Source organism: Sphingobium sp. EM0848 (genome assembly GCF_013375555.1).
Lineage (GTDB): Bacteria > Pseudomonadota > Alphaproteobacteria > Sphingomonadales > Sphingomonadaceae > Sphingobium.
On sequence record NZ_JABXWB010000005.1, the window covers coordinates 17,084 to 43,345 of the forward strand.

Here is a 26,262-nt window from a genome sequence, read left to right on the forward strand (position 1 = left end):
AGGAGCCGTCCGTGAGCAGCGATCCCCTTTTCCAACCTCTGAGCATCGGCACGATGCGGCTTTCCAACCGCGTCGTCATGGCGCCGATGACGCGCTTTCACGCGCCCGGCGGCGTGTTGAAGGAAGAGGTTGTTCCCTATTATAGCCGGCGGGCGGCGGGCGGCGTGGGCCTTATCATCACCGAAGGCACGGTGGTCGATCACCCGGTCGCCCATTATTCGCAGACCGTGCCGCACTTCTATGGCGACACTGCGCTCGCCCGCTGGCGCGAGGTGGTCGACGCGGTCCATGCCGAGGGTGGACAGATCATCCCGCAACTCTGGCACACTGGCCTCTCGCGACTGCGCGACAAGGCGCATAATCCGGACGAGCCGTCCATCTCCGCCTCCGCCATCACCGAGGAAGCTGTCGGCGCCCCGCCCAGCGAAAAGCACCGCCCGGCCCGTGAAATGGAGGCCAGGGATATCGATGATGTCATCGCCGCCTTCGCCAAGGGGGCTGCGGATGCCAAGGCACTGGGCTTCGACGGCCTCGCCATCCATGGCGCGCATGGCTATCTGCTCGACCAGTTTTTCTGGCACCAGAGCAATCGGCGTCAGGACGCCTATGGCGGCACTCTGGAAAACCGCGTCCGCTTCGCCGTCGAACTGGTCAGCGTCGTGCGTGCGGCGGTCGGGCCGGATTTCCCGATCTTCTTCCGCTTCTCGCAGTGGAAGAGCCACGATTACAAAGCTCAGATCGCGGCGACGCCGGACGAGCTGGCGCGCATCCTGCAACCGCTGGCCGATGCGGGCGTCGATGTGTTCGACGCCTCTACCCGCCGCTTCTGGCAACCGGCTTTCGAGGACAGCGACCTCAATCTGGCGGGCTGGGCGAAGAAGCTGACAGGCAAGCTCGTCATGACGGTGGGATCGGTCAGCCTGGAAGACCCCGCCAATTTCACGCCAGGCGCGCCGGTCAGCGCAGTCACCATCGCCAATCTCGCGCCGCTGCGGCAAATGCTGGAGGCAGGCGAGGTCGATCTGGCCGGGGTCGGGCGGGCGATCATCGCCAATGCCGATTGGGCGCATCTCGTGCGGGAAGGCCGTTACGACGCGCTGCGGGCCTACGATCCTACGGCAGTCGCCGCCTCGCTCGAACCCGCATAAGGAAAGCATCCATGGCCAAAGCTCCCATTTTCGACCTCAGCGGTCGCGTTGCGCTGGTGACGGGCGCGTCCTCCGGTATTGGCGACCGCTGGAGCCGCATTCTTGCGGCGGCGGGCGCCAGGGTGGTGCTCGCCGCCCGCCGCGCCGACCGGCTGGAAAAGCTGAAGGCAGAGATCATCGCGGCCGGTGGACAGGCCATTGCGGTCGCCATGGATGTGTCGGACGAAGCCTCGACCATCGCCGCCTATGACGCAGCGGAACAGGCTTTCGGCGTGGTCGACACCATCGTCGCCAATGCCGGCATGAATTCGGAAGGCCTGGCGACCGACTTGGCCGTCGACGAGTTCGATCAGCTGAGCGCCGTCAACATCCGTGGCGTCTTCCTGACCGTGCGCGAGGGCGCGCGCCGCCTGATGGCCGACAATTCCAAGGAAAAGCAACATGGCCGCATCGTGGTCAATTCCTCGATCACAGCCAACCATGTGTCGCCGGGCCTCGCCGCCTACAGCGCGTCCAAGGCGGCGGTGCAGCAGATGGGCAAAGTGCTGGCGCGCGACTGGGCCCGGCAGGGGATCAACGTCAACACCATCTGCCCCGGTTATATCCGCACCGAACTGTCGGGCGACTGGTTCGACACGGAAGGCGGGTTGAAGCAGATCAACGGCTTCCCGCGCCGCCGCTTGATGGAGGAAAGCGACCTCGACGTGGCGCTGCTCTATCTCTGCTCGGAGGCGTCACGGGCCGTCACCGGATCGTCCTTCACCATCGATGACGGCCAGTCGCTCTGAAGGTCAGCCTCTTTCCAGTACAACCACCGGAATTTCGCGAATGCCCTCGGTCGCTTTCGCATAATCCCGATATTGCGGCAGAATAGCGGCCATGATCTCCCATAGTTCCGCACGCTCGGCGCCTTGTGCGATGCGCGCACGGACATGGAGATGATCCTTGCCGACCTGGATTTCGGCTTCGGGATGGGCTTGCAGATTCTTGAACCAGACCGGATGATCCGGCGCGCCGCCCAATGACGCGATGATCACAAAGCGATCATCCTTCCTGCCATAAATCAGCGGTACGTCCCGCTTCTCCCCGGACTTGCGACCAATGGTCGTGAGCAGCAGGGAAGGTTTCGGCTCTTCCGTTCCCGGCGACTGGAAATAATGCGCCTTTTCAGGATCGCTCTTGTACAGATCGATATGCGCCTGAATCCAGGGAAGTTTCTCCAATATCGTCATGCCTTGCCTCCTTCAGCCCTGTTCCGCCATGGCCCGCTGCATCTGTTCCCGCAGGACATTTTTCAGCACCTTGCCCGCAGCCGACAGCGGCAGGCTGTGGACGAAACTGAAGCCGCGCGGCACCTTATAACCGGCGATGCGGGCGCGGACATGGTCCTGCATGTCCGCCATGTCTGCCATCGCTCCTTCGCGCAAAACCACCACGGCATGGACCTGTTCGCCAAAGCGCGGACAGGGCAACGCGATCACCGCCACCTGTCCCACCGCCGGATGAGTGCTGAGCGCGCGCTCGACCTCGGCGGAATAAACATTTTCGCCGCCGGTGATGATGACATCCTTCATCCGGTCGACCACGGTGACATAGCCCTGATCGTCCATCCAACCCATGTCGCCGGTATGCATCCAGCCGCCGCGCAACGCCTCTGCCGTCGCGTCCGGCATGCCCCAATAGCCGAGCATGACCGTGCTGCCCCGCGCGCAAATTTCGCCCACAGTGCCGCGCGGCACTTCACTGTCCTCGCCATCGACGATCCGCAGTTCCACCACCAGCGTCGCGCGCCCGGCCGACCGCCCCCTGCCCTGCGCCCGCGCCTCTACGCTGTGATCAGCGGGCGACAAAGCGGTGCAGATCGGGGACAACTCAGTCATGCCGTAGGCCTGCGAGAACCGCGCATTGGGAAAGGCCGTCAGCGCCCGATCGAGCAGAGCGTCATCAATGGAGGACGCACCATAGCGGATATTGCGCACCTGCCCCATATCCATCCCGGCAAAGCGCGGGTGATCGATCAGCATGCGGATCATCGTCGGCACCATGAAGAAATCGGTGACGCGCTCGCGCTCCATCACCGCCAACGTGCTTTCCGGCTCGAAGCCTGGCACCATGACATGGGTACTGCCCGACAGCATCGAGAGGAACAGCCCGGACAGCGCACCGACATGGAAAAGCGGCGCGCAATGGAGATAGCGCTCGCCCGACCGTGCCTCCTCGGTCGCAAGGGCGCCGAGGGCCGAACTCATCAGGTTGCGATGGCTGAGCATCACGCCCTTGGGAAAGCCAGTGGTGCCTCCGGTATAGAGGACCGCCGCCAGATCATCATCCGCCCGCAGCGCATCCGGCACCGGATCGGCAGCGGCCAGAACGCTTTCATAATCCAGCGCGCCGTCCACGGCCACGTCGATGGCGATCACCTGCTTCAGCCCCGGCGCTGCTTCACGAATCGCCGGCACCATGGCTGCAAAGGCAGCATCGACGATCAGGATGCGCGTGTCGCAATTCTCCAGCGAATAGCCCATTTCCGCCGCCGACCAGCGGATATTGACCGGGTTGATGACGCCCCCGCCCCAGAGCGTGCCGAACAGATATTCGAGAAACGCATGGCCGTTGCGCGCCAACAGGGCGACCCGGTCGCCAGGCTGCATGCCGATCCCCTGCAAGGCTCCCGCCAACCGCGCGACTCGGTCGGTGAAGCTGCGCCATGTCCAGCTGTCATCGCCGTCGATGATGGCCACCGTATCTGGCATCTGCTGGAGATTTCGGTGGATCATCTGTGTCAGATACATGGCTTTTGCCCTCTCCATGGCGCTGTCCGGCGCCTTTCGCTCTTCCGGTGATGTTAGCGGTTGATCCGTCCCACGAAAACCGCTTAGAGAGATATTGATTAATCGAATAGATAAGAGCAAGGGACTCGCGCGTCCCCACGCTCCCAAGGAGATCGACGGGTGCCGAACACGATCAACAGCATGATCCGCTGGTGGGCGCAAGAAAAGCCGGAACTGCCCTGCATCAAACAGGGTGCGGATCAGGTCAGTTACGCCGATTTCAACGCCTGGGTCGGCCGGGTCGCCGCGCGCTTCACCGATGCGGGGGTCGGCGCTGGCGACCGCGTCTGCATCCACGGCATCAACTGCATCGAATGGTGCGTGGCGGCCATCGCTACCCTGCGCTGCGGCGGCGTGTTCGCGGGCCTCAGCAACAAGATGGTGATGGCGGAAGTCACCTATTTGCTGGGCGATTACAGCCCCATCATTCTCGTCAGCGACGATGAAGCGCAGGCGAAACTCACCGACATGGGGCCGCTGGTGGACCGCCACGGCCATCCGGTGAGGGCACCACTGCGCATCAGCTTTTCCCAGATCGCGGCCCTGCGCAATGTTGAGGGTGAAGGCGAAGCCCGCGACGTGCAGCAGGAGGTCGATCCCGACGCGCTCGCCTATATCGTCACCACCAGCGGATCGACGGCGCGGCCCAAGGGCGTGATGTTCTCCAACCACAGCCTGATCGACCATGTATCGGCCTTCCGTTTCGAGGACCCGGTTTCCGACCTCGATCCCAAAATGTATATCGTAGCGCCCTTCAACACGACGGCGGGCGGGATGCAGATGCTGCACAGCCTGATCCAGGGCGGCACGGCCTATATCGACGACAAGTTCGACGCGGCCGAAGTGCTGGAAGCGATCGTGCGCGATCGCATCTCCATCTTCTGCGCAGCACCAATCTTCCTCCAGCGGATCGCAGACCTGCCGGAATTTGCCGACGCCGATGTGTCCTGCATCCAGGTGAGTTTCACCGGCGGCGCAGCGGTCGCGCCCAAATTGCTGCGCGCCTGGGCGGACAAGGGCGTTCGCGTCCGGCAGATGTATGGGCAAAGCGAGATGGGCGGCTGGGGCACGGTGACGCCGCCCCGGCTGGCGCTCGACCATCCCGACAAATGCGGCTTTGGCGGCCCGCTGCGCGACATCGGCATCATCGACGAGGAAGGCAATTTCCTCGGCCCCAATCAGATGGGCCAGATCGTGATGCGTGGACCGGGCAGCATGCTCGGCTATTGGAACGATCCCGAGGCGACCGCCAAGACCATGGTGGGCGGCTGGATTCGCACCGGCGACCTGGGCGTCATTGATGAGAGCGGCCTTCTGCGGTTCGTCGATCGCCTCAAGGATATCATCATTTCGGGCGGCCTCAACATCTCCGCGGCGGAGATCGAGCGGGTGCTGATGGAATATCCGGGGATCGAGGAAGCAGCGGTGATCGCCGCGCCCGACGAGAAATTCGGCGAAACCCCCTTCGCCATCGTCCATGGCAAGGTCGAGATTTCGGTGACGGCGCTGGTAGAGCACTGCAATGCCAATCTCTCGAGCTACAAGGTGCCGCGCTATGTCGCGGTCCATGCCGAGCCGCTCCAGCGCCTCGCCACCGGAAAGATTTCCAAACCGGTCCTGCGCCAGCAATATGCCGGAACAGAAGCTTTACCGCCGCGGGTGCGCTGACCATGATCAAGATGGTCTTCTGTCTGCGACGCCTGCCAAGCCTGTCGCAGGCCGAGTTCCAACGCCATTGGCGCGAAGTGCACGCGCCGCTGGTGCGGGAGGCCGCGTCCTTGCTGCGCATTCGGCGCTATGTGCAAAGCCATGCCTTTGCCGACCCGCGTATCACGCCCGCCGTCGATGCACGCGGGTGCGGCGTCGAACCTTATGATGGCATTGCCGAATTGTGGTGGGACAGCGTGGACGACATCATCGCGGCGGGCGCCTCGAAGGAAGGTCGGGCCGCCGGTCGTCGCCTGCTGGCCGATGAGGCGAAGTTCATCGATGCCAAGGATTCGACGCTATTCTATGTCGATGAGCATGAGGTGGTAGGGGCCGGCATATAGGCTCAGTCGCACTCCCACGAAGGCGCTAAGCGCGTTCAGCCGACGGCCAGTCCAACCTTCTCCTCCGACAGCGCCCAAAGCCGTCGCGCCGCATCTGGATCGCGCGCATAGGGCATGACTCCAGTACCTCGCGGCATCCCTCGAACAAAGACCTCCGCCTCGGCGCAATTTTCGAGATAAAGGCCGCCCTTCCCCTCCAGTTCCGGCGCGGTTGCCGCCCAGACCGAGGTGGACGCCCCCTGCTCGACCGTCTTGGTCAGATGCTCGATGGCGGACCAGTCAGCATCAGGTACATGCCGGCCGAGATTGGTCTGGATCACGCCCGGCATCAGCGAAAAGGCGTGTATGCCGCGATCCCTGTGGCGCCGATCAAACTCCAGCGCGAATAGGGCATTGGCGGTCTTCGACTGGCCATAGGCCTGGAAGGCGTCATAGGGCCGTTTCCGAAAGTCGGGATCGTCGAAATCCACATCGGACAGAGCATGAGCGGAGGACGAGACGGCGATGACCCGCGAGGGCACGCCTTTTTCCAGGGCAGGAACCAGCAATGTCGTCAGCAGAAAATGCCCCAGATGGTTGACCGCGAACTGGGTTTCGAACCCATCCTCGGTCGTCCCCTGAGGGCAGGCCATGACCCCGGCATTGTTGATCAGCAAGGACAAGGGCCGCTCGCCCCAGCGCTCAGCGAAGGCGCGTACCGAGGCAAGGCTGCCCAGTTCCAGAAAGTCGACCGAAACCCTGTCCGCGCCAACCTCCACATTGATGACCGCAGCGATACGGGTACCGGCCTGCAAATCGCGCACCGCCAACAACACCGACGCCCCGGCATGGGCCAGCGCCCGCGCCGTTTCGACGCCGACGCCCGATGCCCCGCCGGTAACGATGGTCGCGCGGCCGGCCAGGTCGATGCCCTCGATCACTTCCAGCGCGGTCGATTGTGCGCCGAAGCGCGATGTGACACGCCCTGTCATGCGAGATTGAGAGGCATGCCGGGATCGGCCTTTTCCATGGCGCGGCGATAGGCGGGACGTTCCCCGACGCGATGGAGATAGGCCAGAATATGGGGATAGGCGGACAGATCGCGCGGCGCGAACAGGCGCATCGTCGTCAACGGGAACAGGGTGATGATGTCGGCTGCCGTGAAGTCATCGCCCGCCAGATAGGGCACAGCCCCCAGACGCTCCTCCAGCATGGCATGGGCCCGATCCGACCGCTCGCGAAACAGGGCGGCCATGCCTTCCTTCGTATCGACCCCCAATATCGGCAGCAACACATCGACCATCAGCGCGGGCATGAAGGAGCCGTTGGCGAAGTGAAACCAGAAGAGATAGTCAGCATAATTGGCTGCGCCCAGTCCGACCGTCAGCTTTCCCCCCGCCTTGTCACACAGATATTCGATGATCGCGCCCGACTCGCCCAGCACCAGCTCGCCATCGGTAATGACGGGTGCGGTGCCAAAGGGATGCAGCGCGCGATATTCCGGCGGAGCCAGATTGGTGACGGAATCGCGTTCATAGCGCTTGAGTTCATAGGGGAGACCCAGTTCCTCGCACAGCCAGACGATCCGGTCCGATTGCGAAGCGACGAGATGATGCACGGTCAGCATGACGCTTCTCTCCCTTCTGTGAACTGTTCAGCCTTTGATGGCGTCCTTGCCCGCCTATGCTACGATATGACTGCCATGGTCACAAATGGCTCGGCGCTTGCGGCAGAAAGACGGTCTTGATCTCCAGATAGGGGTCCATGCCCTCCGGCCCGCCCTCACGCCCGACGCCGGATTTCTTGAAACCGCCGAACGGATTGGTCAGGTCGAATTCCCGGCCATTCTGGGTGTAATGGCCGGTCCGAATATGTCGGGCCATGGCATAGGCACGGTCGGTATCCTCGGTATAGACGGCGCCCGACAGGCCGAAATCGCTGGCATTGGCGATTTCCGCCGCCTGTTCCTCGCTGTCATAGGGGATGACGGCGGTGACGGGGCCGAAGATTTCCTCCTGGGCAATGGTCATGCCATTATCGACGCCGGTAAAGAGGGTCGGCTCGATGAAATAGCCCTGGTTGAGATCGGCAGGACGGCCGCCGCCAGTCGCAACCTGAGCGCCTTCGGAGCGACCCTTGTCTATATAATATTGGACCCGCTCCATCTGCCGCTTCATCGCGACCGGTCCCATATAGACGCCTTCCTCCAGCGGATTGCCGACCTTGATCGCTGCCATAGACGTGGCGAGGCTTTCGACATAATCGTCATGACGCGCGCGCGGCACCAGCACGCGGCTGTTGTTGATGCACACCTGGCCGCTCATCATCGTAACGAGTGGCGCCAACATCGGGCCGAGTTTGGCCGGGTCGAAATCGTCGAGTACGATCGCCGCCGACTTGCCACCCAGTTCCATGGTGTAGCGCGCCATGCGCGAAGCGCAGACCGAGGCGATATGCAGCCCCGCCGCAGTTGATCCGGTGAAGGACACCTTGTCGATCCCCGGATGGCTGATGAGTTGATCCGACACTTCACGTTCGGCCGGCAGGATGTTGAGGACGCCGTCAGGCAGTCCGGCTTCCTCCACGGCCTCGGCAAGGAGGAACATTTCCAGCGGCGTTTCCGGTGCGGGCTTGCAGACCACGGTGCAGCCCGCGGCCAGCGCCGGGGCGACCTTCGACAGCATGGTCATCAGCGGCCCGTTCCAGGGCGCGATGGCGGCAACAACGCCGACCGGCTCCTTCACGACAATGGCGACCTTGGACATATAGCCGTTCGACTGGCGCAGATCCTCGAAGGCATAGCTTTCAGCGACACCCGCATAATAGTCGAGTATCCCCGGTCCGCCAGCGCTTGATCCCTTGGCGATCATCACCGGCGTGCCGATCTGCGCAGTCCACGCCTTGTCGAGCGCTTCGGAGCGCTTGGCCAATGCCGCACCGATGGCCCGCATCTTCGCCGCGCGCTCGGCGGGTGTCATGCGGGGCCACGGCCCCTTGTCGAAGGCCTGACGCGCCGCCGCGACCGCTGCCTGCATATCCCCGATTGAGGCTTCGGGCACTTCGAAGAACTGCTCTTCATTGGCCGGGTTCACCAGGCGAAGCTTCCGATCGCTGGCAGGCCGCACCCAGCGTCCACCGATGAACAGCTTGTCGGGATGGGCCAGAGTCGGCGCGTCAGTGGCGGATGCGGTCATTCTGTCATCTCCCGTCGCCGTGCATGGCGGCGCTTTCCTGATAAGTTATCCGGAGGGCTTGCGCCAACCTTCATTGATCGATTAATGTGAACTCATAAAGACATCGACCGAATAAACAAGAGGGAGAGGGCGCATGCGCGCAGCCATTCGTCGTGGCCCAGCCATCATCGTTGACGATTATGAGCTCCCCCCCTTGCAGAACGGGCAGGTCCGGGTGCGCACCTTGCATTGCGGCATTTGCGGGTCCGATCTTCATGCCGTCCACCATTTCGAACCCTTTATCGACTATGGCCGCCGCGCAGGCCTGCTGACGGGCCGCATCGATCCGAACAAGGATGTGGTGCTGGGCCATGAATTCTGTGCCGAGATTGTGGAGTTCGGGCCGAATACGGAAAAAACATTGAAGGAAGGTGCCCTCGTCGGTGCCTTCGCGGTCAATTTCGATGACAAGGGCGCAGAAGGCGTCGGCTTTTCCAACCGCTATCCGGGGGGCTATGCCGAATATATGGTGCTGACCGAAAGCATGCTGCTGCCGGTCACCAATGGCTGCCCCAGCGAACAGGCGGCGCTGGTCGAGCCGATGGCGGTCGCTGTCCATGCCGTGAACAAGGCCGACCATGGCGACAGCGCCTATATGGTGATCGGTTGCGGGCCGATCGGGCTTGCCATCATTGCGGAGCTGAAAGCACGCGGCTTAGGGCCCGTCATCGCCTCCGACTTCGTGGCCGAGCGGCGTGCCATTGCGGAAAGACTGGGCGCGGACGTCATCGTCAATCCGGCGGAGCACGATCCGCACGGACACTGGATCGCGACCGGCGTGCCCTATGGCCCGACCGTCTATCCACGCGTGCAGACCCAGACAAAGCGCGCAATCCTGTTCGAATGCGTCGGCGTGCCCGGCATGTTGAACGCGCTGATCGACGCCGCCCCCAGAGGCGCGCAGATCATCATCGCCGGCGTGTGTATGGCGCCCGATCAGATCGAGCCATCCATGGCGATCAACAAGGAACTGGAACTGAAATTCGTCATCGCCTATTCGGCCGACGAGTTCCGTCAGACCATGCACCGCGTCTGCGAGGGCGAACTGGACGTCACACCCATGATCAGCCGCATCATCGGTTTGGACGAGGTGCCTGCGACTTTCGAAGAACTGCTTACCCAGCCGCGCGCCGCCAAAGTGCTGGTCGATCCCAGGCGTTGAGGAAAGCGGCACGGCGAACGTCATCATAAAAGAAAGGCCATTATTCAACAAGCACAACAGGGGAGAGGATAATGCGTAATCGGTACAACCGGTGTGCGGTGCTGCAAGGCACCGCGGCACTGCTGGCGCTTGCCGCCAGCCAGCAAGCATGGGCACAGCAGGCCGCTCCGGCCGGGCAGGAACCCACGATCGAAGAAATCATCGTCACCGGACGCCTGCGCGCAGAACGCCTGCAGGATGCACCGTTGGCGGTCACCGCGCTCAGCGGTAACACCCTACAAAAACAGGCTATTTCTGACGTTCAAGGCATTTCGAAAATGGTGCCGTTGATGGTCGTGGGCCGCCAGGTATCGGGATCGGGTGCCAGCATCTTCCTGCGCGGCGTCGGGTCTTCCTCGCTGAGTTCCGGCTTCGATCAGTCGGTAGCTCTCAATCTCGATGGCATCGCCATGACCCGTGGGCGTGAAATCATCAATACCCAATATGATCTGAAACAGGTCGAAGTCCTGAAAGGTCCGCAGGCACTGTTCTTCGGTAAGAACAGCACTGGCGGCGTTGTGTCGATGACCACCGCCGATCCGGGCAAAAGCTTCGAAGCCATGGTCAAGGCGGGCTATGAATTCGTCGCCGACGAACGCTATGCCGAGGCGATGATTTCCAGCCCGCTTTCGGACAGGTTCGGCGTCCGTTTCGCCATGCGCGCATCGAAAATGGACGGCTATTTCAAGAATGTGGCGCAGGCCAACACGACCAACGGCTTCTTCCGCCAACCTGCGTCCGACCGCGTTCCCTACGGCAGCGCCCTGTCAGGCCGCCTGACACTGAAATATGACGCGGACGATTTCGTCGCTACGCTCAAGGCGTCAGGCACGCATATGAAGGATTCCGGCGTCTTCTACGAACGCCGCTGCGGTGCGGGACGAAGCGTTCCGCAACTCACCCTTGGTGTTGCCGATCCCTATGCCGACTGCCGGATCAACGGCGAGATTTCGACAGCCAACATTCCATTACCGATCGCCAGCACCATGAGTTACCAGCGCAAGGACGGGGAAACCTATGACGATCACAAGTCAGGCGTTCTTTCGCTGCGCCTCGACAAGACGTTGGACACCGTTACCCTGACGTCGATCACCGGCTATTATGCCTATAAACAACATGACGCGAACAGCTTCAGCGGCGCAACACTCGGTATCTATTCCGGGCAGGAGATCAAATTCCGGCAGTTCAGCCAGGAACTTCGCGCGCTGACCTCATTTGACGGTCCCTTCAATGCAACATTGGGCGCCTATTACGCCAAGGGCAAGCTTAACTTCAACTTCGACTCACTGGTTTTCGCTGATCCCGTCGATCCGGCGACCGGCCGTTATGACACTTTCCGCCTGCGCAACGGCTTTACCGACGAAACCTGGTCGGCCTTCGCGGAACTGACATGGAAGATCGCGCCTGAACTGGAACTGGCGGGCGGCGCGCGCTACTCGAAACAGAAGCGCGATTCCTATGTGAACCAGATTTACGTCCATCCGACCCGGCTTAATCTGTTCGCGGTCAAATATATTCCGCACCGTTTCCGCGACGACAATGTCTCGCCTCAGGCCACGTTGACCTGGAAACCCAATCAGGATGTGACGCTTTACGCGGCCTATAAGCAGGGCTTCAAGACGGGCGGGTTCAATACCAGCATATCGGTGACGCCGACGACGACGGCCGACTCCGGCGACTTTGCTTCCGAAAAGGCCAAGGGCGGCGAGGTCGGCCTGCGAACCCGCATCGCCAATATGCTGAGCTTCAACCTGACCGGCTATTATTATGACTATGACGATCTGCAAGTGCAGGTCTTCAACGCGGTGACGCAGGCGCAGGAAGTACAGAATGTCGGCACGCTTCGGATCAAGGGTATCGAAGCGGAAGCCATGCTGGATGTTCCCAACGCGCCGGGCCTCCAGTTGCGCACGGCTGCGGCCTATAACAACGCGCAATATCATGACTTCCTGGGAACCTGCTACACGGGACAGACCATTTCCGCGGGCTGCAATCAGGTGCTGAACGCGGCGGGAACAGCCTATCAGAAGCAGGACCTGGAAGGCCGCACGCCACCCAAGGCACCGCGCTTTTCTTTCCAGTTCGGCATCAACTATGATTATCCGTTGTCCGACGATCTGCGGCTCGGCTTCAACTGGGGCGCGCAATATACTTCAAAATATAATTTCTCCGACGCTCTGCGCCCCGATGCTGTCCAGCGCGGCTTCACCCGTTATGACGCGGGCGTGCGCCTATCCAGCGTCAGTGCGGGCTGGGAAGTGGCGCTGATCGGCCGCAACCTGACCAATGAACTGGTCGTGACATCGGCCAACGACATGCCGCGTCAGGGATCGGGCACGGGCACGGCCGTCGGCGCACCGGGCGACCTCAACGCCATTGTCGAGCGTGGTCGGGAAGTGCATCTCCAACTTTCCTACCGCTTTTGACAGAAAAGGCGCGCCATCCCCTTGGGACGGCGCGCCTTTTCATTTCTGTCCTTCGCTGGTTGATCAGAACTTCATTTCGAACGCGACGCCATAGGTTCGCGGCGTGCCATATTGCTGGAGTATGGCCTGCGGTTCCTGAAGCACCTGCGCCAGATATTTGGTATCGGTCAGGTTCTCGCCATAAACGCCGATGGTGTAGTGACCATCAGGCGTCGTCCAGTTCACCCGCGCCGCCATCAGGCCATAGCCCTTCTGCTCAGTCTGATGCCCGGCATCGAAGAAGAAGCGCGATGTGCGGTAATAGCTGGCGGTCGCGAGGAATTTCCCATCCGCGAGCTTGGTTTCGTACGTAATCGCCGCGTTGCCGGTCCAATCGGGCGCGCGGGTCATCTGGAAGCCACCCGCATCGACGCTGGCAGTCCGGATCGGATCGCCGGGGAAGCCTGTGCCGAGATAGGTCGGCGCTTCGGGGAATTCCAGATAGCGCGCATGGGTATAGGCGCCACCCAGCTCGATCCGCAGCGGCTCGGCCAGCTTGACCGACAACTGGACGTCCGCGCCGTAGATTCGCGCCTTTGCGGCATTCACCAGTATCGAAGCCGTATTGGTGAAACGATTCACCTGAAGATTGCGGAAATTATACAGGAACGCCGATGTTTCGAACCGGAATCCGGGCCTTGATGTCTTGAAACCGACTTCGAATGCATCGATCTTTTCGGGTTTGACCGGGTCCTTGCTGAATCCCGTTGCGTTGAACACGCCCGACTTGTTGCCGCGACTGGCCGAAGCATAGACGCTCATATTGTTATCGATGGCATAACGCAGCACCGCCCGCGGGGTGAAGGCGCGGAATGTCGTACTGGCGCCGTCAAAAGCCGAAGGCGGGAAAGCAGCGAACCGGTCCCTGATCTTGTCGATGCTGTATCGGCCACCCAGCGTCAGGAACAATTTATCGTTGAAACTATAGGTGCCGTCGAGAAACGCCGCATAGGATTCCGAATAGTTGGCTGCGTCGAAAACGTTAAGGGGCGCACCACCGTTGAATGTCGCGAGATAGCTGGGGTAGCGGGAATTGTCGTGGTAATAATAAAGACCCGCGACATATTGCAACGGTCCACTGCCGTTCGATGCCAGGTTCAATTCCTGGGTGAAAGTTTTTTCCTGTGGGTCGAATACACCGTGGAACAGCGTCAGGTTTGTCGCGTCATAATCCTGCGAGATGAAAACGCTCTCGTCACGATAGCCGGTATAGGAAGTCAGCGTCGCGCTGCCCAGATCCAGCCGCGTGCGCAGCGTGATGCCATCGGCGTTGACCTTGAACGCCAGTGGCGCGTTGAGGTTCACTGTACCCCGCACCTGAGGGATGACGACTGGCTGCGGCGTGCCGGGCAGCAGCGTTTCAATCAGCGCGGGATCATTGGCCATCGAATAGCCCCGATAGGCGCTGTATGTCGCCGACGAATTGTCGTTGATCCTGGTATGCTCATAGGTCAGCAGAAAGGACAAAGCATCGGTCGGCTTGAACAGCAGCTTGGCGCGGACGTTCCAGTTATCTGCCGTGTCGGCATTCCTGCCAGCGTACAGATTATACTGGAAGCCATCAGTACGACGGCGCTGGGCGGAAAAACCGACCGCCAGCGTATCAGTGATCCCCGTCGAGACGACGGCTGAGGTACGCAGTTCGTTGAAGCGCCCATAGCTGATCTTGACATTCATCGACGGTTCAAAGGTCGGTTCCAGCGTCGTCACCAAAATGGCGCCACCCGTTGCATTCTTGCCGAACAATGTGCCCTGCGGCCCCTTCAACACCTGAATGGATTCGACATCGGCAATATCGAAATTGTTCGACAACTGGCTCGGCCGATAGAAGCCATCGACATAGGTTGCGACCGAGGCATTCAGGCCCGCGCCCGCCACGGAACTGCCGACGCCGCGCAAAGTAGGCTGCGAGAAACCACCCGACAGGTCGAGCCGCAAGCCCGGAACCACTTGCCCCAGTTGCTGGGTGGCTGTGACGCCCGCCCCCGCCAACTGGTTGCTGGTAACGGCGGCGATCGCGATCGGAACGTCGGTCAATCGCTCCTCGCGGCGCTGCGCGGTGACGACAATGTCGTCCGACGATGGTGCGGCCGCCTGATCCGGCGTGGTTTGTGCCCAGCCCGGCGCCACAATGGCGCAACTGAGCGCGATAAGGGAAACAGCTGTCAATTGGCGAAAGGCCGAACGCCTAGTAGCGAAGTCGTAAATCATCTTCACTCTCCCTGGATTGATCACTTATATAATTTATCGGTTAGTTAATTATACTCACAGACTCAATCAAGAACCGATTAGAAATATCAGCACAATTAAATATCAAGATATGAATTGATTACGCCACGCAATGACGCGAACAGCGCACATAACGCTGCACGACATTGTTGTATTTGAGACTTTCAGGTTCCGGTAAGCCAATTATATGGCCGGAACGTCAGCCAATATTGATGAATTTCTTCCACAGCATTACCACCACGGAAGAGGGTCAGCTCCGAACAGATGCGGGACCATGCCCTTGATGAAATCAGGTCATAGCCGAGGGCTGCCGGTCAGGTGACCAGCGCACCCTCGTGGTCATTGGCAATCTTGGCATTATGACGACGGCGGACCAGCTTGCCGGGATAGGCGCCGGTCGCCTGATCCTGCCGCCGGGTGATCACGCCATTGACCATGGTAAGGTCATAGCCGGTCGCCGCCTGGATGAAACGCTTGGCCTCGGCGGGCAGATCCTGCACCAGTTCGGGTCGCCCGATGGCCAGCCGATCATAGTCGATGACGTTGATATCGGCTCGCTTACCGGGCGCAAGGACACCGCGATCGGTGAGACCGTAAAGATCAGCTGGATCCTTGCTGATTTTTCGCACCAGCATCTCGATCGGATAGGTTTGCCCCCGCTTCCGGTCGCGACCCCAATGGGTCAACAGGAAGGTTGGGAAACTGGCGTCGCAAATGAACTGCACATGCGCGCCGCCATCGCCAAGGCCCATCAGATATTGCGGATCGGTGAGACATTGTTCCTTCTTGCGCAGATCGCCATCGACATAGCCGGTGGAGAACCAGATCAGGATCGCCTTGCCATCCTGCGCGATCAACCTGTCATAACAGACATCCAGCGCGCCGCGCCCTTCCGCCGCGCCGATCGCCGCCATGGATTGCGACAGATCGGGCTCATAATCGAGCGCTTCCAGACTGTAGACCGCAGCCATAGAGCGCTGCAATGTCTCATTGATATGCTTGAAGGGATCGTCGCTGCCGGGATCGATATCGGCTTCGGACAGGATAGCGGCCTTGACCGCCGGATCGGCCATTTTCCTCGCCCGTTCCTCGACCGAAAAACCGGTGATCGCGACATAGCTCGGCCGCGCGGTGAAGGGATGATAGCTGTCGAGCGAGATCAGCCCGCCCACCGGACGGGGCGAGAATTGCGGATGAATGCGCTCGCCCGCACCTTTGATGTCAGCGATGATCCCGCGCGCCTTTTCATATTCGGCATCGCCCAGCGCAATCCCTTCAGCGAAGGTGAAAGTCACCGGCTGGCCGGTGGCCTGATGCAGTCGTCGCATCATCTGGATTTCGGTCGACAGGCTGTGCTTGTCGCGCAGATGGCCGATGCCGGCCATAGTTTGCTCGCCTTCCTCACCCTCGACGCCGCCGGTGATGCCCGACGGAATGATCTGCAACACGCCACCTCCCGCGTCGCGCATGGCCTCTGCGAGAACCAGCAGTTCCTGCTCGGCCGCGTTGGTGCCCGGCAGCACACCGCCATCCGATCCGCGATGCATGGTAACGCGGGACGTAGCGAAACCCACGGCGCCCGCCGCAATCCCTTCGGAAACGATAGCGGCCATTTGCTGGAGATCCGCCTCAGTCGCAGCTTCATCCGTTTCGGCGCGCTTGCCCAGCACATAGGCGCGCACCGAGCTGTGCGGTACATGCGCGGCGATATCGAGCGTATAGCTGTTGCGGCTCAGCGCATCGAGATAGTCGGGAAAGCTCTCCCAACCCCAGGGAATGCCGACATTGAGGGCCGTGCCGGGAATATCCTCGACCCCTTCGGTCAGGGTGATCAGCCAGTCCTCCGTACCCTTGCGTACCGGCGCAAAGCCGATGCCGCAGGAGCCGATGACGATGGTGGTGACACCATGGCCGGAGGTCGGCATCAGGTCACGATCCCATGTCACCTGGCCGTCATAATGGGTGTGGGGATCAACGAAGCCGGGCGTTACATATTTGCCGCTGGCGTCGATCACTTCATCCGCCTGCGCACCGATATTGGGGCCGATGGCGACAATCTTTCCGTTCTTGATCGCGATATCGCCGACAAAGGGCCTGGCGCCTGTGCCGTCAACGATGGTGCCGTTTTTCAGGAGAATATCATAGCTCACGGCTTCTACCCTCATCCTTGCCGCCCTTCCTTGAGGGCGCTTTATCCTATTCACATTAGATTGATTCAACCAGGCAGGTCAAGCGGCTTTGAGCGGGTGAAGGGACCCTTGCCGCACCAGTTCATCATCTCGCCCAAAAATGGCTGAAAAGCAGGCCTTTGGCGCCTCTCCTTCGGCTGGAACCCACTCTTTGCGGCGGCGACAAAGCCCTTATTGCGCACGGCAATGGCCGGGCGTATGTCAATCATATTTGATTAATTAAATAAGAAAGAATCGGAGAGACAGAAGGCATGGTGACGATCCTGGTGACAATGACGGTGCGTCCCGAGGATGCCCCGGAATTTGAGGCGACACTTGATGCGCTGATGCCCTTTCTGCGGGAAACGGAGCCCGACACGCTTCGCTTCGATTATTATCGCGTAGGCAAGCAAGACGGGGTCTATCGCCTGTTCGAAGTCTATGCATCGCGCGAGGCTTTCGATTTTCACATCAACAATCCGGCGACGGAATCGCAGCGCAGCACCTTCAAGCGCCTGCTCACCGGCCCCACCGAAGTCCAGTTCCTGACAGCATTGGGAGGCAAATGATGAGCGCGTTCGGCCGTGTGTTACGCCTCGGTGCCATCAAGGGCATCGGCCCCTTTGCATTGACGCAGGAAGCATCCAATCCGCCGGGACCGAGCGAAATCCTGGTCCGGATCGAGGCCTCCTCGCTCAATTTCCATGATTATGCGGTTGTGACCGGGCGCCTCGGGCCGCGGGACGGCATTTCGCCCATGTCGGACGGCGCCGGCATCGTCGAGGCAGTCGGTGAGGGCGTAATGGGCTTTGCTGTCGGTGATCAGGTCGTCAGCGTCTTCTTCCCAAATTGGGCGGATGGCGACATTCACCCAGCTTACACCACAGTCGTTCCCGGCGATCGGGGTCAGGGCTTTGCACGCGATTATGTGACCGCTCCAGCGCACTGGTTCACCGCTGCTCCCGCCGGTTGGTCCAGTGCCGAGTCAGCTACCCTGCCCTGCGCAGCGCTCACCGCATGGCGAGCACTGATGGAGGAGGCGCGGGTCAAGCCGGGCGACTGGGTCGTGACGCAGGGGACAGGCGGCGTCTCGCTCTTCGCGCTGCAATTTGCCAAGGCAGCAGGCGCGCGCGTGCTGGCCACTTCTTCATCCGACGTCAAGCTGGAGAAGTTGCGGGCGCTGGGCGCCGATGCGCTGGTCAACTATCGCGACACCCCGGAATGGAGCCGCGCGGTGATCGAGGCGACCGACGGGCATGGGGCGGATGTGGTCGTCGAGATCGGCGGCGCGGGCACGCTGACGCAATCGATCCGGGCCACCCGCATTGGCGGCCATATCTCACTAATCGGCGTGCTGGCCGGGGTCGTGGGAGAAATCCCGACCGCCGAAATCATGGGCCGGAATATCCGCCTGCACGGCATCACCGTCGGCGGCCGCGCCCATCAGCGCGCGATGATCCGGGCGATTGAAGCCAATGGCATCCGGCCGGTCATCGACCGCAGCTTTCCGCTCGAAGAACTGGCCGAAGCCTTCGCCTATCAGGCCAGTGGCGCGCATTTCGGCAAGATCGTGGTCGATCTGGCAGAAGGACAAGGTTGAGGATAGGCGTGCCTCACATGGTGAGGCCGCCATCCACCGTGATCTGCGCGCCAGTGACAAAACCGCTTTCGTCCGACAGCAGATAGACGATCGTTCCGACGATCTCCTGCGGTTCGGCAACGCGGCCCAGAGGCGTGCGCTCCACACCGATCGTCCGCCCCATGCCGCGCGAGGATTCATCGAGCAGGCGTGTGTCGAAATAGCCGGGATGGACGACATTGACGCGGATGCCCTGCGGCGCCAGTTCCGCCGCCGCGGACAGGCTCATGCCGACGACCGCAGCCTTGGCGCCGCTGTAGATGGAGACACCGGCATGGGCGCGTAGGCTGGCTGCTGAGCCGATATTGACGATCGAACCGGCGCCATTGTCCCGCATGGCCGGGATCGCATATTTCATGCCCAGCAAGACGCCGATCTGGTTGATGCCGATAATCTCCTCGATATCGGCCATCTCCACAGCCTCGATGCGGCGGCTTTTCCCGAAGCCCGCATTGTTGACGAGGCCGCTCAGCTTGCCAAAGCGCGTGGTCGCCGTCTCGACCGCCCGCGCCCAGTCGCTTTCCTGCCGCACATCCAGCGGGACATAGATGCCCTGCCCGCCGAGGTCCGCTTCGATCGCCTCACCCGCTTCGCGATCCCGCCCGCCGAACACGACCTGACCGCCATGGGCGACGATCCCGCGTACCATCGCCTCGCCCATGCCGCGCGTGCCACCCGACAAAAGAATGGCCTTGCCCGCCAACCGCATGATTTAACGCACTTTCTCTAATGTGAGATGCGCGTCCTTGTAGCGCTGCTTGAGGTCACGCTTGGAAATCTTGCCCGTGGCCAAACGCGGCAACGGTTCCTGCTGCACCACGACATAACGAGGCACTTTATAGTTTGCGAGGCGTGTGTTGCAGTGGTCGACAATCTCTGACGCGGCAATGGGGTGGCGGGCATGGACGATGGCCATCGGCGTCTCACCGAATTTCTCGTCGAACGCACCGATCACTGCGACTTCGTCCACGCCGTCAATCTCATTAATTACAGCCTCAATATCGAGCGGCCAGATATTGAGGCCGCCTGAGATGATGATGTCCTTGAGACGGTCGACAAGCTGCATATTGCCCTTCGCATCCATGACGCCGATGTCGCCGCTGCGAAGCCAGTCACCGAAGAACGCGTCCTTCGTCGCCTCTGGATTGTTCCAATAGCCGATCATCACGCCCGGACCGCGCAGGATGATTTCACCCGGCGTACCGACAGGCACATCCTCGCCATTTTCGTCGACGATGCGATGCTTGGTGAAGATGCCGCCCCGGCCACATTGTTCGGGATGTTCGACAGCTTCCGACGCGGGCATGACCGATGAATTACCGCCCGCTTCGGTCAAGCCGTAGAGCTGGCGCAGGATCACGCCCTTGCTCCGCCATGTCTCCAGCAACGCCAGCGGCACCCGTGCTCCGCCCACCGCCGCCCATTTGATATGCGACAGGTCAGCCTCGGCGAAACCGGGACAGGCGGCGATCCGCTCCCAGAAAGTCGGCACGCCGCCAAAAATCTGCACCTTCTCCTCGATCAGCAGGCGCAGCGCCCGCTCGGCATCGAAATCCGCCTCGATGAAGTCGGTCATACCAAGGTTCAGAAACTCGACCAGTTGGACCGTGCCCGCGCTGGTATAGAGCGGCGCGACGTTGATCGCCGTCGCGCCCATCTGATGCTCGGGATAGTTGATCACCGCCTCCAGCGCATAGCCAAGCATGGTGCGATGGGTCAGCATCACCCCCTTGGGCCGTGCGGTCGAGCCGCTGGTATAGCCGATGACGGTCACGGCATCAGGATCATGATCGCCCACAAAATCGACCGGCTCGCCCTGCCGCAGCGCGGCGACGTCTTCAATCGGCAGCAGCGTATAGCCCCGCCCCGCCAGCATCCCCGCCTTGTCGCCCCCGACATAGATCATCGTCGGCGTGCAGTCGGCGGCGACCGATATCGCCTCCTCCTGAGTATAGCGATAGTTGAGCGGCACCAGCGTTCCGCCCGCGCGGATAACGCCGAGCGCGGCGGCGCACCAGAGCATCGAATTCGGCGCGAAGATCGGCACCCGATCGCCGGCTTTCAGCCCCCGCGCCCGCAAATCCATGGCTATCCGCGCGGTCCACTGCTCGAACTCGCCATAGGTGGTGACATCTGCCCCGACCACGATCGCGCGGTTACCGGGAATCTTGTCCGCCCACCAACGCAAGCTCTGATCGATTGTCGACGTCATCGCTCTTTCCCCGGTCAATAGCCTTTGATCGTGGCGTAGCGTTCGCCAAGGAAAGCATTGCCGCCCAGCAGTGCCTCGCTCACCCGCGCCCATTTGATATAATTGCCCGCGACATGCTCTGAGGTCATGCCGATGCCGCCATGGAGCTGCACCATCTCGCTACTGGCGAGATGGATCGCCTCCCCCGCCATATATTTGGCGAGGATCGCCAACTCCTCCAGATCGGGCCGATCTTCATCCGCAGCGGCCAGCGCCGCCTGCACGCTAGACCGCGCCAGTTCCAGATCGACCAGCATCTGCGCAGCGCGATGCTGCAAGGCCTGAAAAGAGCCGATCTTGCGGCCGAACTGCTCGCGGGTCTTGAGATAGTCCACTGTGATTTCGATCGCGCGCTCACAGGCGCCGACCATTTCTGCGGCAAGGCCGATCCGGGCCAGATCAACCGCACGCGCCACTGTATCGCCGCCGCCCGCCAGCAGAGCATCATCGGTCACGGCGACATTGTCGAGGATCACATGAGCGAAGGCACGGCCGTCGACGCTGTCAATCGCCTCATGACGAACCGCCTGCGCATCGACCAGGAACAGCATCGGCGTGTCACCCTGCGCCGCGACCAGCAGCACAGCGGCGCTGGCCGCGCCCTGCACCCAGCTTTTGCGGCCGTTCAGCACCCAGCCCCCCGTCGTCCGCGTCGCCGTCGTCGACAGAGCGCCGCCATGGTGCGCGCCCTCCCCAATCGCCAGAGCAGCCTGCGTCTCACCGCTGAGCAGGCCCGGTAGCGTCTCGTAGCGCGCCACATCGGACCCGAAACGCGCCACCAGCGACGCAGCAATGCCGCTCGCGAGCAAGGGAATATCCGCAATCTCGCGCCCGATCTCGCCCAGCAGTGCGCCAAGGCCGACAAAGCCGAAACCCGCGCCGCCCGTTTCCTCCGGCACGGCCGCCCCGGCCCAGCCCATTTCGGCGACGCCGCGCCACTGACTGGCCCCAAGCGCCGGATCTCGCCCCAATCCGGCGCGCGCAGGCGCATTGTCGCTCACCCACTCCCGAGCGGTGTCGGCAAGCATCTGAAGGTCTTCAGCAGAAACGGTCATGAATGGAACCTCGGATCAGTCGGGCAGGCCAAGCACGCGCTTGGAAATCACGTTGAGATTGATCTCCGACGTCCCGCCTTCGATCGAATTTCCCTTGGACCGCAGCCATTTGCGTGTTTCATTGAGATCACCGGCATCGAAATTGTCGCCGGACCAGCCCAGGCCATCCAGCCCCAGCAGTTCGACGGCCAGTTCCCCCCGCGCCTGATGGGCCTTGGCCGACGCATATTTGACGACCGAGGTGAGCACCCCAACATCGCCGCTATCGGCAGCGATCTGCGTCCGGCGCGTGGTGACATCCACGGCCCGCTCATACAAATTATGCCGCGCGATCCGCGCCCGCAGCGCGCCGTCAGCGATCCGCCCGTCGACCTCGCCAACCGCACGCTTCGCCAGATCCTCGATCCGCACGCTGCGGTCGCCGCCAAAGCCCACCGCCGACACATTCTGCCGCTCATATTGCAGCAGCTTCTTGGCGATGGTCCAGCCGCCATTGAGCGGACCGACCATATTCTCCTTGGGCACCTTCACATCGTCGAAGAAGGTCTCGCAGAAAGGTGAAGAGCCGGAGATCAGCTCAATCGGCCGCACCGAAACGCCCGGCGTCTGGAGGTCGATCAACAGAAAGGAAATGCCCAGATGCTTGGGCGCGTCCATATCGGTACGCACCAGAGCGAAAATCCAGTCGGCCTTGTCGGCATAGCTGGTCCAGATTTTCTGCCCATTGACCAGCCAATGGTCGCCCTTGTCCTCCGCCCTTGTGCGCAGCGAGGCCAGATCGGACCCGGCGCCCGGCTCCGAATAGCCCTGACACCAGCGGGTTTCGGCCCGCACTATGGAAGGAAGGAAGCGCGCCTTCTGCTCGTCTGTGCCATATTCCAGCAGCACCGGCCCCAGCATCCACAGCCCGAAGGAAAAAAGCGCCGGCCGCGCGCCCGCGCGCTGCAATTCCTCCTGCAAGATCATCGCCTGCGCCGCGTCCAGCCCCGCGCCGCCATAAGCCGATGGCCAGGTTGGCGCGGTCCAGCCCTGTGCGATCATCGCATCCAGCCACGCCTTCGTATCGGGATTGGGATAGGTCGGTTTGCGCCCGCCCCAGGGGATTTCCTCCTCGGGCATGGCGATGCGGATCGATGCCGGCAGGTTCGCGGCAATCCAGTCCCGCGCGAGCTGACGAAAATCACTCAAACTCTATTCCTCCCCTGACCCGAAAGGCCGAGATTTATGCATCGCGCCAGCCGCCAATGAACAAGGCAGCCTTGGCGATATGTTTTTCCACTGCGCTGATGCTGATCGCTTCCAGTTCAGCAATCTCGCGATATTTGTAACCGTCGAGCCGATGCATCAGGAATATCCGACGCGTCCGCTCCGGCAGGCTGTCGAGCGCCGCCGTGACCGCTTCCAGCCGCCGCCGCGCGTCCAATGCCTCATCGGGCAGGGGATCGTCGCTGCGCAGCATCTCATGCAGGTCGACGGATAGGGGCTCAGCGCGGCGCGTGCGCTCTCGCCGGTCCTGGTCGATCGCGACATTGCCCGCGACCCGCATCAGAAAATTGTCGGGATTGGCAACTGGTTCCTGATAGCTGAGCATCCGCACGAAGGCCGTCTGCAGCAGATCTTCCGCCATGGCGGGACGGCGCGTCCAGCGCCCTACCCGTCGCGAAAGGCGTTGCCATGCCGATTGGTCTTGTGGCGCGTAGGTCATAGTTGATTCTCGCCTCTCCAGAGATTTAAGTAATCAACTACATATTATACTGCAAGCATAAGTTTTGGCCTCAATAGCCTTCGTCCGCTCCGGCAAAAAAGGGCACCCGTGCCACCCAAAGAAAGAGCGGGACCGCCAACAGCGCCAATCCCGTCCAGATATTGAAAGCCATGCCGTAGCCGCCAAGCTTTTCCTGCGAGAGACTGAAAAGCACAGGCCCGATCCCGGTCCCGATATAGAGCATGACGATGCCCAATATGCCAAAGATGCTGCCATAATAGCGCCGGCCGAAAATCCGCACCGTGCAATAGGCGAGGCAATCCGCCTCCGCCCCGACCGCGAAACCGAATATCGGCAAGGCAATCAGCAGCGCCACCCCGCCACCGCCATAAGCAAGCAGGACGAAGGACAGAGCCTCAGCGGCGAGCACGATCGACATCAGCACAGAGGCATGGATATGAACGCGATCGATGATTATCCCGGTCAGAAAGCGCCCCGTCACTGTCGCAAAGCCGAACAATCCCACCGCTGAAGCTGCTTCCGCGCGGCTGATCCCCTCCGTCGCAAGGAAAGGCATCAGATTGACCGACACGCCACCAACGCAAATGCCGTAGAGCAACGCGCCAAGCGACATGATCCAGAAAACGGGCATGCGAAGGGCCGTGCCAAGCGTGAATCCCTCTCCCTTGGGCGCGCGATTTGCGATCATCTGGTCGCTATGCCCTTCGCGCAGCCACAGGCCCAGCAGGGGCAGGATGATGAGCGGAAAGGCGGCCTCCACAAACAGCGCCGTGCGCCAGTCATAGGCGTCGATGATCCCTTGCATCAACCGTGGCCCGATGATCGCACTTGCTCCGATGCCGGTCGACATGATGCCAAGCGCAGTTCCCAGCCCCCTCGAGAACAGGCTGCTCACGATTCGGCCATAGGTGATAGCGCTGGTGCCCGAAACAATCGCGCCAATGGCAAAGCCGCTCAGATAATATTGCGCGAGCGTCTCCACGGCAAAGCCCGTCGCCGCTAATATCCCCGCCAGCACGAAGAGCGAAACCAGCGCCACGCCCTTCGCCCCGACCCGATCGGCGAGATAGCCTGCGATCGGCGCCGAGCAGATCGCGCCAAGGCTCCAGCACAGCATCCAGCCGGTGATCTGCGTCACGGACCAGCCGAACTCCTGAGTCAAAGGCTGGATGAAGGCGCCCAGCGAATAGGCCGGCACGCTGCCGAAGCAGATACCGAGGACCACCGCGACCATCGGCTTCCACGACCGGCGGAATTCCTCCCCGATGGTCATGCCACCCGGCGTCAGCGCCTGCATGTCCATCTTCATTGTCCGCCCTTGCCCGCAAAGCGATTGACGAGACCGCCGATCAGATAATTGCGCACCTGCGGTTGGTTGAGCGCCTTGAAATCCCAGCCGCCCGCGCGGAACACCGACCGGCTCACTTCCGGGTCGGTCATCAGACCGATCTCGCCCCCCGCGACGCGAAAGGTGAGGCCGTTGACGTTCGCCGCCGCGTCCGAACAGAGCCACAGCACGAAATTGGCGATATGATCGGGATTGAGGTCGGTTTCCGGCGCTTCGTTCGTGCTCGTCACCATGTCGCGGACGATGAACTGGTTCCAGGCGGTCGGAAAGCCATGGACCAGTTCCGCCTCATTCGCCATTTCCGACGCCTTGGGATCGGCTCGCATGCGCGACACCGCGCCGGGGCGGATGGCGTTGCAACGGATGCCATGTGGCCCGAGATCGCGGGCGACGGAACGGGTGAAACCGACTGTCCCTTCCTTGACCGCCGCATAGATGGAATTGCCGTAAAAACCGAGGCCTCCGGTCGAGGCCGTGTTCAGGATCACACCGTATCGCTGCGCCATCATCGGCTTCGAGACGGCACGGGTCATGTTGAACGTGCCCTTCAGATGCACCGCGACAAGACTGTCGAAATCCTCGTCGGTCGCTTCATAGATGCGGGCGAAGCGTTGGTTGCCCGCATTATTGACCAATATGTCGACCTTGCCGAAGGCGTCGAGCGCGGTCTGGACGATGGCATTGGCGCCCTCGGTCGTCGCCACGCTTTCGACGCTGGCGACAGCCTCGCCGCCCGCGTCGCGGATTTCCCGCACTACCATGTCTGCCAGCGAGGCATCCGTCCCGACGCCATCGAGCGGCGATCCATTATCGTTCACCACCACCTTTGCCCCCGCGCGGGCAAAGGCCATGGCGTGCGAGCGCCCGATCGAAACCGGCTGTCCCGCGCCGGTGATGATCGCGACCTTGCCGGCCAGGGGTTTGTTCTCGTCGATCAT

22 protein-coding genes are annotated in these 26,262 nt (G+C 61.7%); 8 read left to right on the forward strand and 14 right to left on the reverse strand.

Annotated elements, in window-relative coordinates; translation table 11 throughout:
* Positions 1 to 11 precede the first annotated feature (11 nt).
* Together HUK73_RS18320 and HUK73_RS18325 are read left to right on the forward strand one after the other, a co-directional pair.
* Entirely contained in the window at positions 12 to 1,148 is a 1,137-nt protein-coding gene (locus HUK73_RS18320) for a 12-oxophytodienoate reductase (protein ID WP_176593328.1), read from the forward strand.
* Positions 1,149 to 1,159: 11 nt separating this feature from the next.
* The gene (locus HUK73_RS18325; RefSeq protein ID WP_176593329.1) at positions 1,160 to 1,936 is read left to right on the forward strand and encodes an SDR family NAD(P)-dependent oxidoreductase; all 777 of its coding nucleotides are present in this window, start codon (positions 1,160 to 1,162) and stop codon (positions 1,934 to 1,936) included.
* A 3-nt stretch (positions 1,937 to 1,939) separates the two neighbouring features.
* Here the strand turns inward: HUK73_RS18325 and HUK73_RS18330 are convergent, their stop codons facing one another.
* Positions 1,940 to 2,380, reverse strand: a complete 441-nt coding sequence (locus tag HUK73_RS18330; protein WP_176593330.1) for a nitroreductase family deazaflavin-dependent oxidoreductase — start codon at positions 2,378 to 2,380, stop codon at positions 1,940 to 1,942.
* Between the two features lie 12 nt (positions 2,381 to 2,392).
* Positions 2,393 to 3,958 (reverse strand): long-chain fatty acid--CoA ligase, encoded by a 1,566-nt coding sequence (locus tag HUK73_RS18335; protein WP_255326423.1) that lies wholly within the window; start codon positions 3,956 to 3,958, stop codon positions 2,393 to 2,395.
* Between the two features lie 141 nt (positions 3,959 to 4,099).
* On the opposite strand from HUK73_RS18335, the gene HUK73_RS18340 reads away from it, so the two are divergent.
* Together HUK73_RS18340 and HUK73_RS18345 are read left to right on the forward strand one after the other, a co-directional pair.
* Entirely contained in the window at positions 4,100 to 5,647 is a 1,548-nt protein-coding gene (locus HUK73_RS18340; protein WP_176593331.1) for a class I adenylate-forming enzyme family protein, read from the forward strand.
* 2 nt (positions 5,648 to 5,649) lie between these two features.
* On the forward strand, positions 5,650 to 6,030 hold the full coding sequence (locus tag HUK73_RS18345) for an EthD domain-containing protein (RefSeq protein ID WP_176593332.1): 381 nt from the start codon (positions 5,650 to 5,652) through the stop codon (positions 6,028 to 6,030).
* Between the two features lie 35 nt (positions 6,031 to 6,065).
* On the opposite strand, the gene HUK73_RS18350 is transcribed toward HUK73_RS18345, so the two are convergent.
* From HUK73_RS18350 to HUK73_RS18360, 3 genes are all read right to left on the reverse strand, one after another.
* Positions 6,066 to 7,001 carry an SDR family NAD(P)-dependent oxidoreductase gene (locus HUK73_RS18350; protein ID WP_176593333.1) on the reverse strand — a complete coding sequence of 312 codons (936 nt, stop codon included), beginning with the start codon at positions 6,999 to 7,001 and terminating at the stop codon, positions 6,066 to 6,068.
* Positions 6,998 to 7,636 carry a glutathione S-transferase family protein gene (locus HUK73_RS18355; RefSeq protein WP_176593334.1) on the reverse strand — a complete coding sequence of 213 codons (639 nt, stop codon included), beginning with the start codon at positions 7,634 to 7,636 and terminating at the stop codon, positions 6,998 to 7,000. Before HUK73_RS18355 ends, HUK73_RS18350 begins: the two co-directional genes overlap by 4 nt.
* Positions 7,637 to 7,715: 79 nt before the next feature.
* Entirely contained in the window at positions 7,716 to 9,203 is a 1,488-nt protein-coding gene (locus HUK73_RS18360) for an aldehyde dehydrogenase (protein WP_176593335.1), read from the reverse strand.
* 133 nt (positions 9,204 to 9,336) lie between these two features.
* Here HUK73_RS18360 and HUK73_RS18365 point away from each other — a divergent pair, with 133 nt between their 5' ends.
* Positions 9,337 to 10,404: a zinc-binding dehydrogenase gene (locus HUK73_RS18365; RefSeq protein ID WP_176593336.1), complete on the forward strand. Its 1,068-nt coding sequence runs from the start codon at positions 9,337 to 9,339 to the stop codon at positions 10,402 to 10,404.
* A 71-nt stretch (positions 10,405 to 10,475) separates the two neighbouring features.
* Positions 10,476 to 12,869 carry a TonB-dependent receptor gene (locus HUK73_RS18370; RefSeq protein WP_176593337.1) on the forward strand — a complete coding sequence of 798 codons (2,394 nt, stop codon included), beginning with the start codon at positions 10,476 to 10,478 and terminating at the stop codon, positions 12,867 to 12,869.
* A 63-nt stretch (positions 12,870 to 12,932) separates the two neighbouring features.
* On the opposite strand, the gene HUK73_RS18375 is transcribed toward HUK73_RS18370, so the two are convergent.
* Positions 12,933 to 15,077, reverse strand: coding sequence for a TonB-dependent receptor (locus HUK73_RS18375; protein WP_176593338.1), 2,145 nt, complete (start codon positions 15,075 to 15,077; stop codon positions 12,933 to 12,935).
* Between the two features lie 374 nt (positions 15,078 to 15,451).
* Positions 15,452 to 17,302 (reverse strand): amidohydrolase family protein, encoded by a 1,851-nt coding sequence (locus tag HUK73_RS18380; RefSeq protein WP_176593339.1) that lies wholly within the window; start codon positions 17,300 to 17,302, stop codon positions 15,452 to 15,454.
* Between the two features lie 275 nt (positions 17,303 to 17,577).
* On the opposite strand from HUK73_RS18380, the gene HUK73_RS18385 reads away from it, so the two are divergent.
* Positions 17,578 to 17,874, forward strand: coding sequence for a putative quinol monooxygenase (locus HUK73_RS18385; RefSeq protein WP_176593340.1), 297 nt, complete (start codon positions 17,578 to 17,580; stop codon positions 17,872 to 17,874).
* Positions 17,871 to 18,905 carry an NAD(P)-dependent alcohol dehydrogenase gene (locus HUK73_RS18390; protein ID WP_255326424.1) on the forward strand — a complete coding sequence of 345 codons (1,035 nt, stop codon included), beginning with the start codon at positions 17,871 to 17,873 and terminating at the stop codon, positions 18,903 to 18,905. Before HUK73_RS18385 ends, HUK73_RS18390 begins: the two co-directional genes overlap by 4 nt.
* Before the next feature lie 13 nt (positions 18,906 to 18,918).
* Here the strand turns inward: HUK73_RS18390 and HUK73_RS18395 are convergent, their stop codons facing one another.
* The 7 genes from HUK73_RS18395 to HUK73_RS18425 form a co-directional block, all read right to left on the reverse strand.
* Complete coding sequence (locus tag HUK73_RS18395) at positions 18,919 to 19,653, reverse strand: SDR family NAD(P)-dependent oxidoreductase (RefSeq protein ID WP_176593341.1); 735 nt, start codon at positions 19,651 to 19,653, stop codon at positions 18,919 to 18,921.
* Between the two features lie 3 nt (positions 19,654 to 19,656).
* Positions 19,657 to 21,156 (reverse strand): class I adenylate-forming enzyme family protein, encoded by a 1,500-nt coding sequence (locus HUK73_RS18400; RefSeq protein ID WP_176593342.1) that lies wholly within the window; start codon positions 21,154 to 21,156, stop codon positions 19,657 to 19,659.
* Between the two features lie 14 nt (positions 21,157 to 21,170).
* Positions 21,171 to 22,250, reverse strand: coding sequence for an acyl-CoA dehydrogenase family protein (locus HUK73_RS18405; RefSeq protein WP_176593343.1), 1,080 nt, complete (start codon positions 22,248 to 22,250; stop codon positions 21,171 to 21,173).
* A 15-nt stretch (positions 22,251 to 22,265) separates the two neighbouring features.
* Positions 22,266 to 23,438 carry an acyl-CoA dehydrogenase family protein gene (locus tag HUK73_RS18410; RefSeq protein WP_176593344.1) on the reverse strand — a complete coding sequence of 391 codons (1,173 nt, stop codon included), beginning with the start codon at positions 23,436 to 23,438 and terminating at the stop codon, positions 22,266 to 22,268.
* A gap of 34 nt (positions 23,439 to 23,472) precedes the next feature.
* The gene (locus HUK73_RS18415; RefSeq protein ID WP_176593345.1) at positions 23,473 to 23,955 is read right to left on the reverse strand and encodes an RNA polymerase sigma factor; all 483 of its coding nucleotides are present in this window, start codon (positions 23,953 to 23,955) and stop codon (positions 23,473 to 23,475) included.
* Between the two features lie 70 nt (positions 23,956 to 24,025).
* The gene (locus HUK73_RS18420; protein ID WP_176593346.1) at positions 24,026 to 25,285 is read right to left on the reverse strand and encodes an MFS transporter; all 1,260 of its coding nucleotides are present in this window, start codon (positions 25,283 to 25,285) and stop codon (positions 24,026 to 24,028) included.
* Positions 25,282 to 26,262, reverse strand: coding sequence for an SDR family NAD(P)-dependent oxidoreductase (locus HUK73_RS18425; protein ID WP_176593347.1), 981 nt, complete (start codon positions 26,260 to 26,262; stop codon positions 25,282 to 25,284). Before HUK73_RS18425 ends, HUK73_RS18420 begins: the two co-directional genes overlap by 4 nt.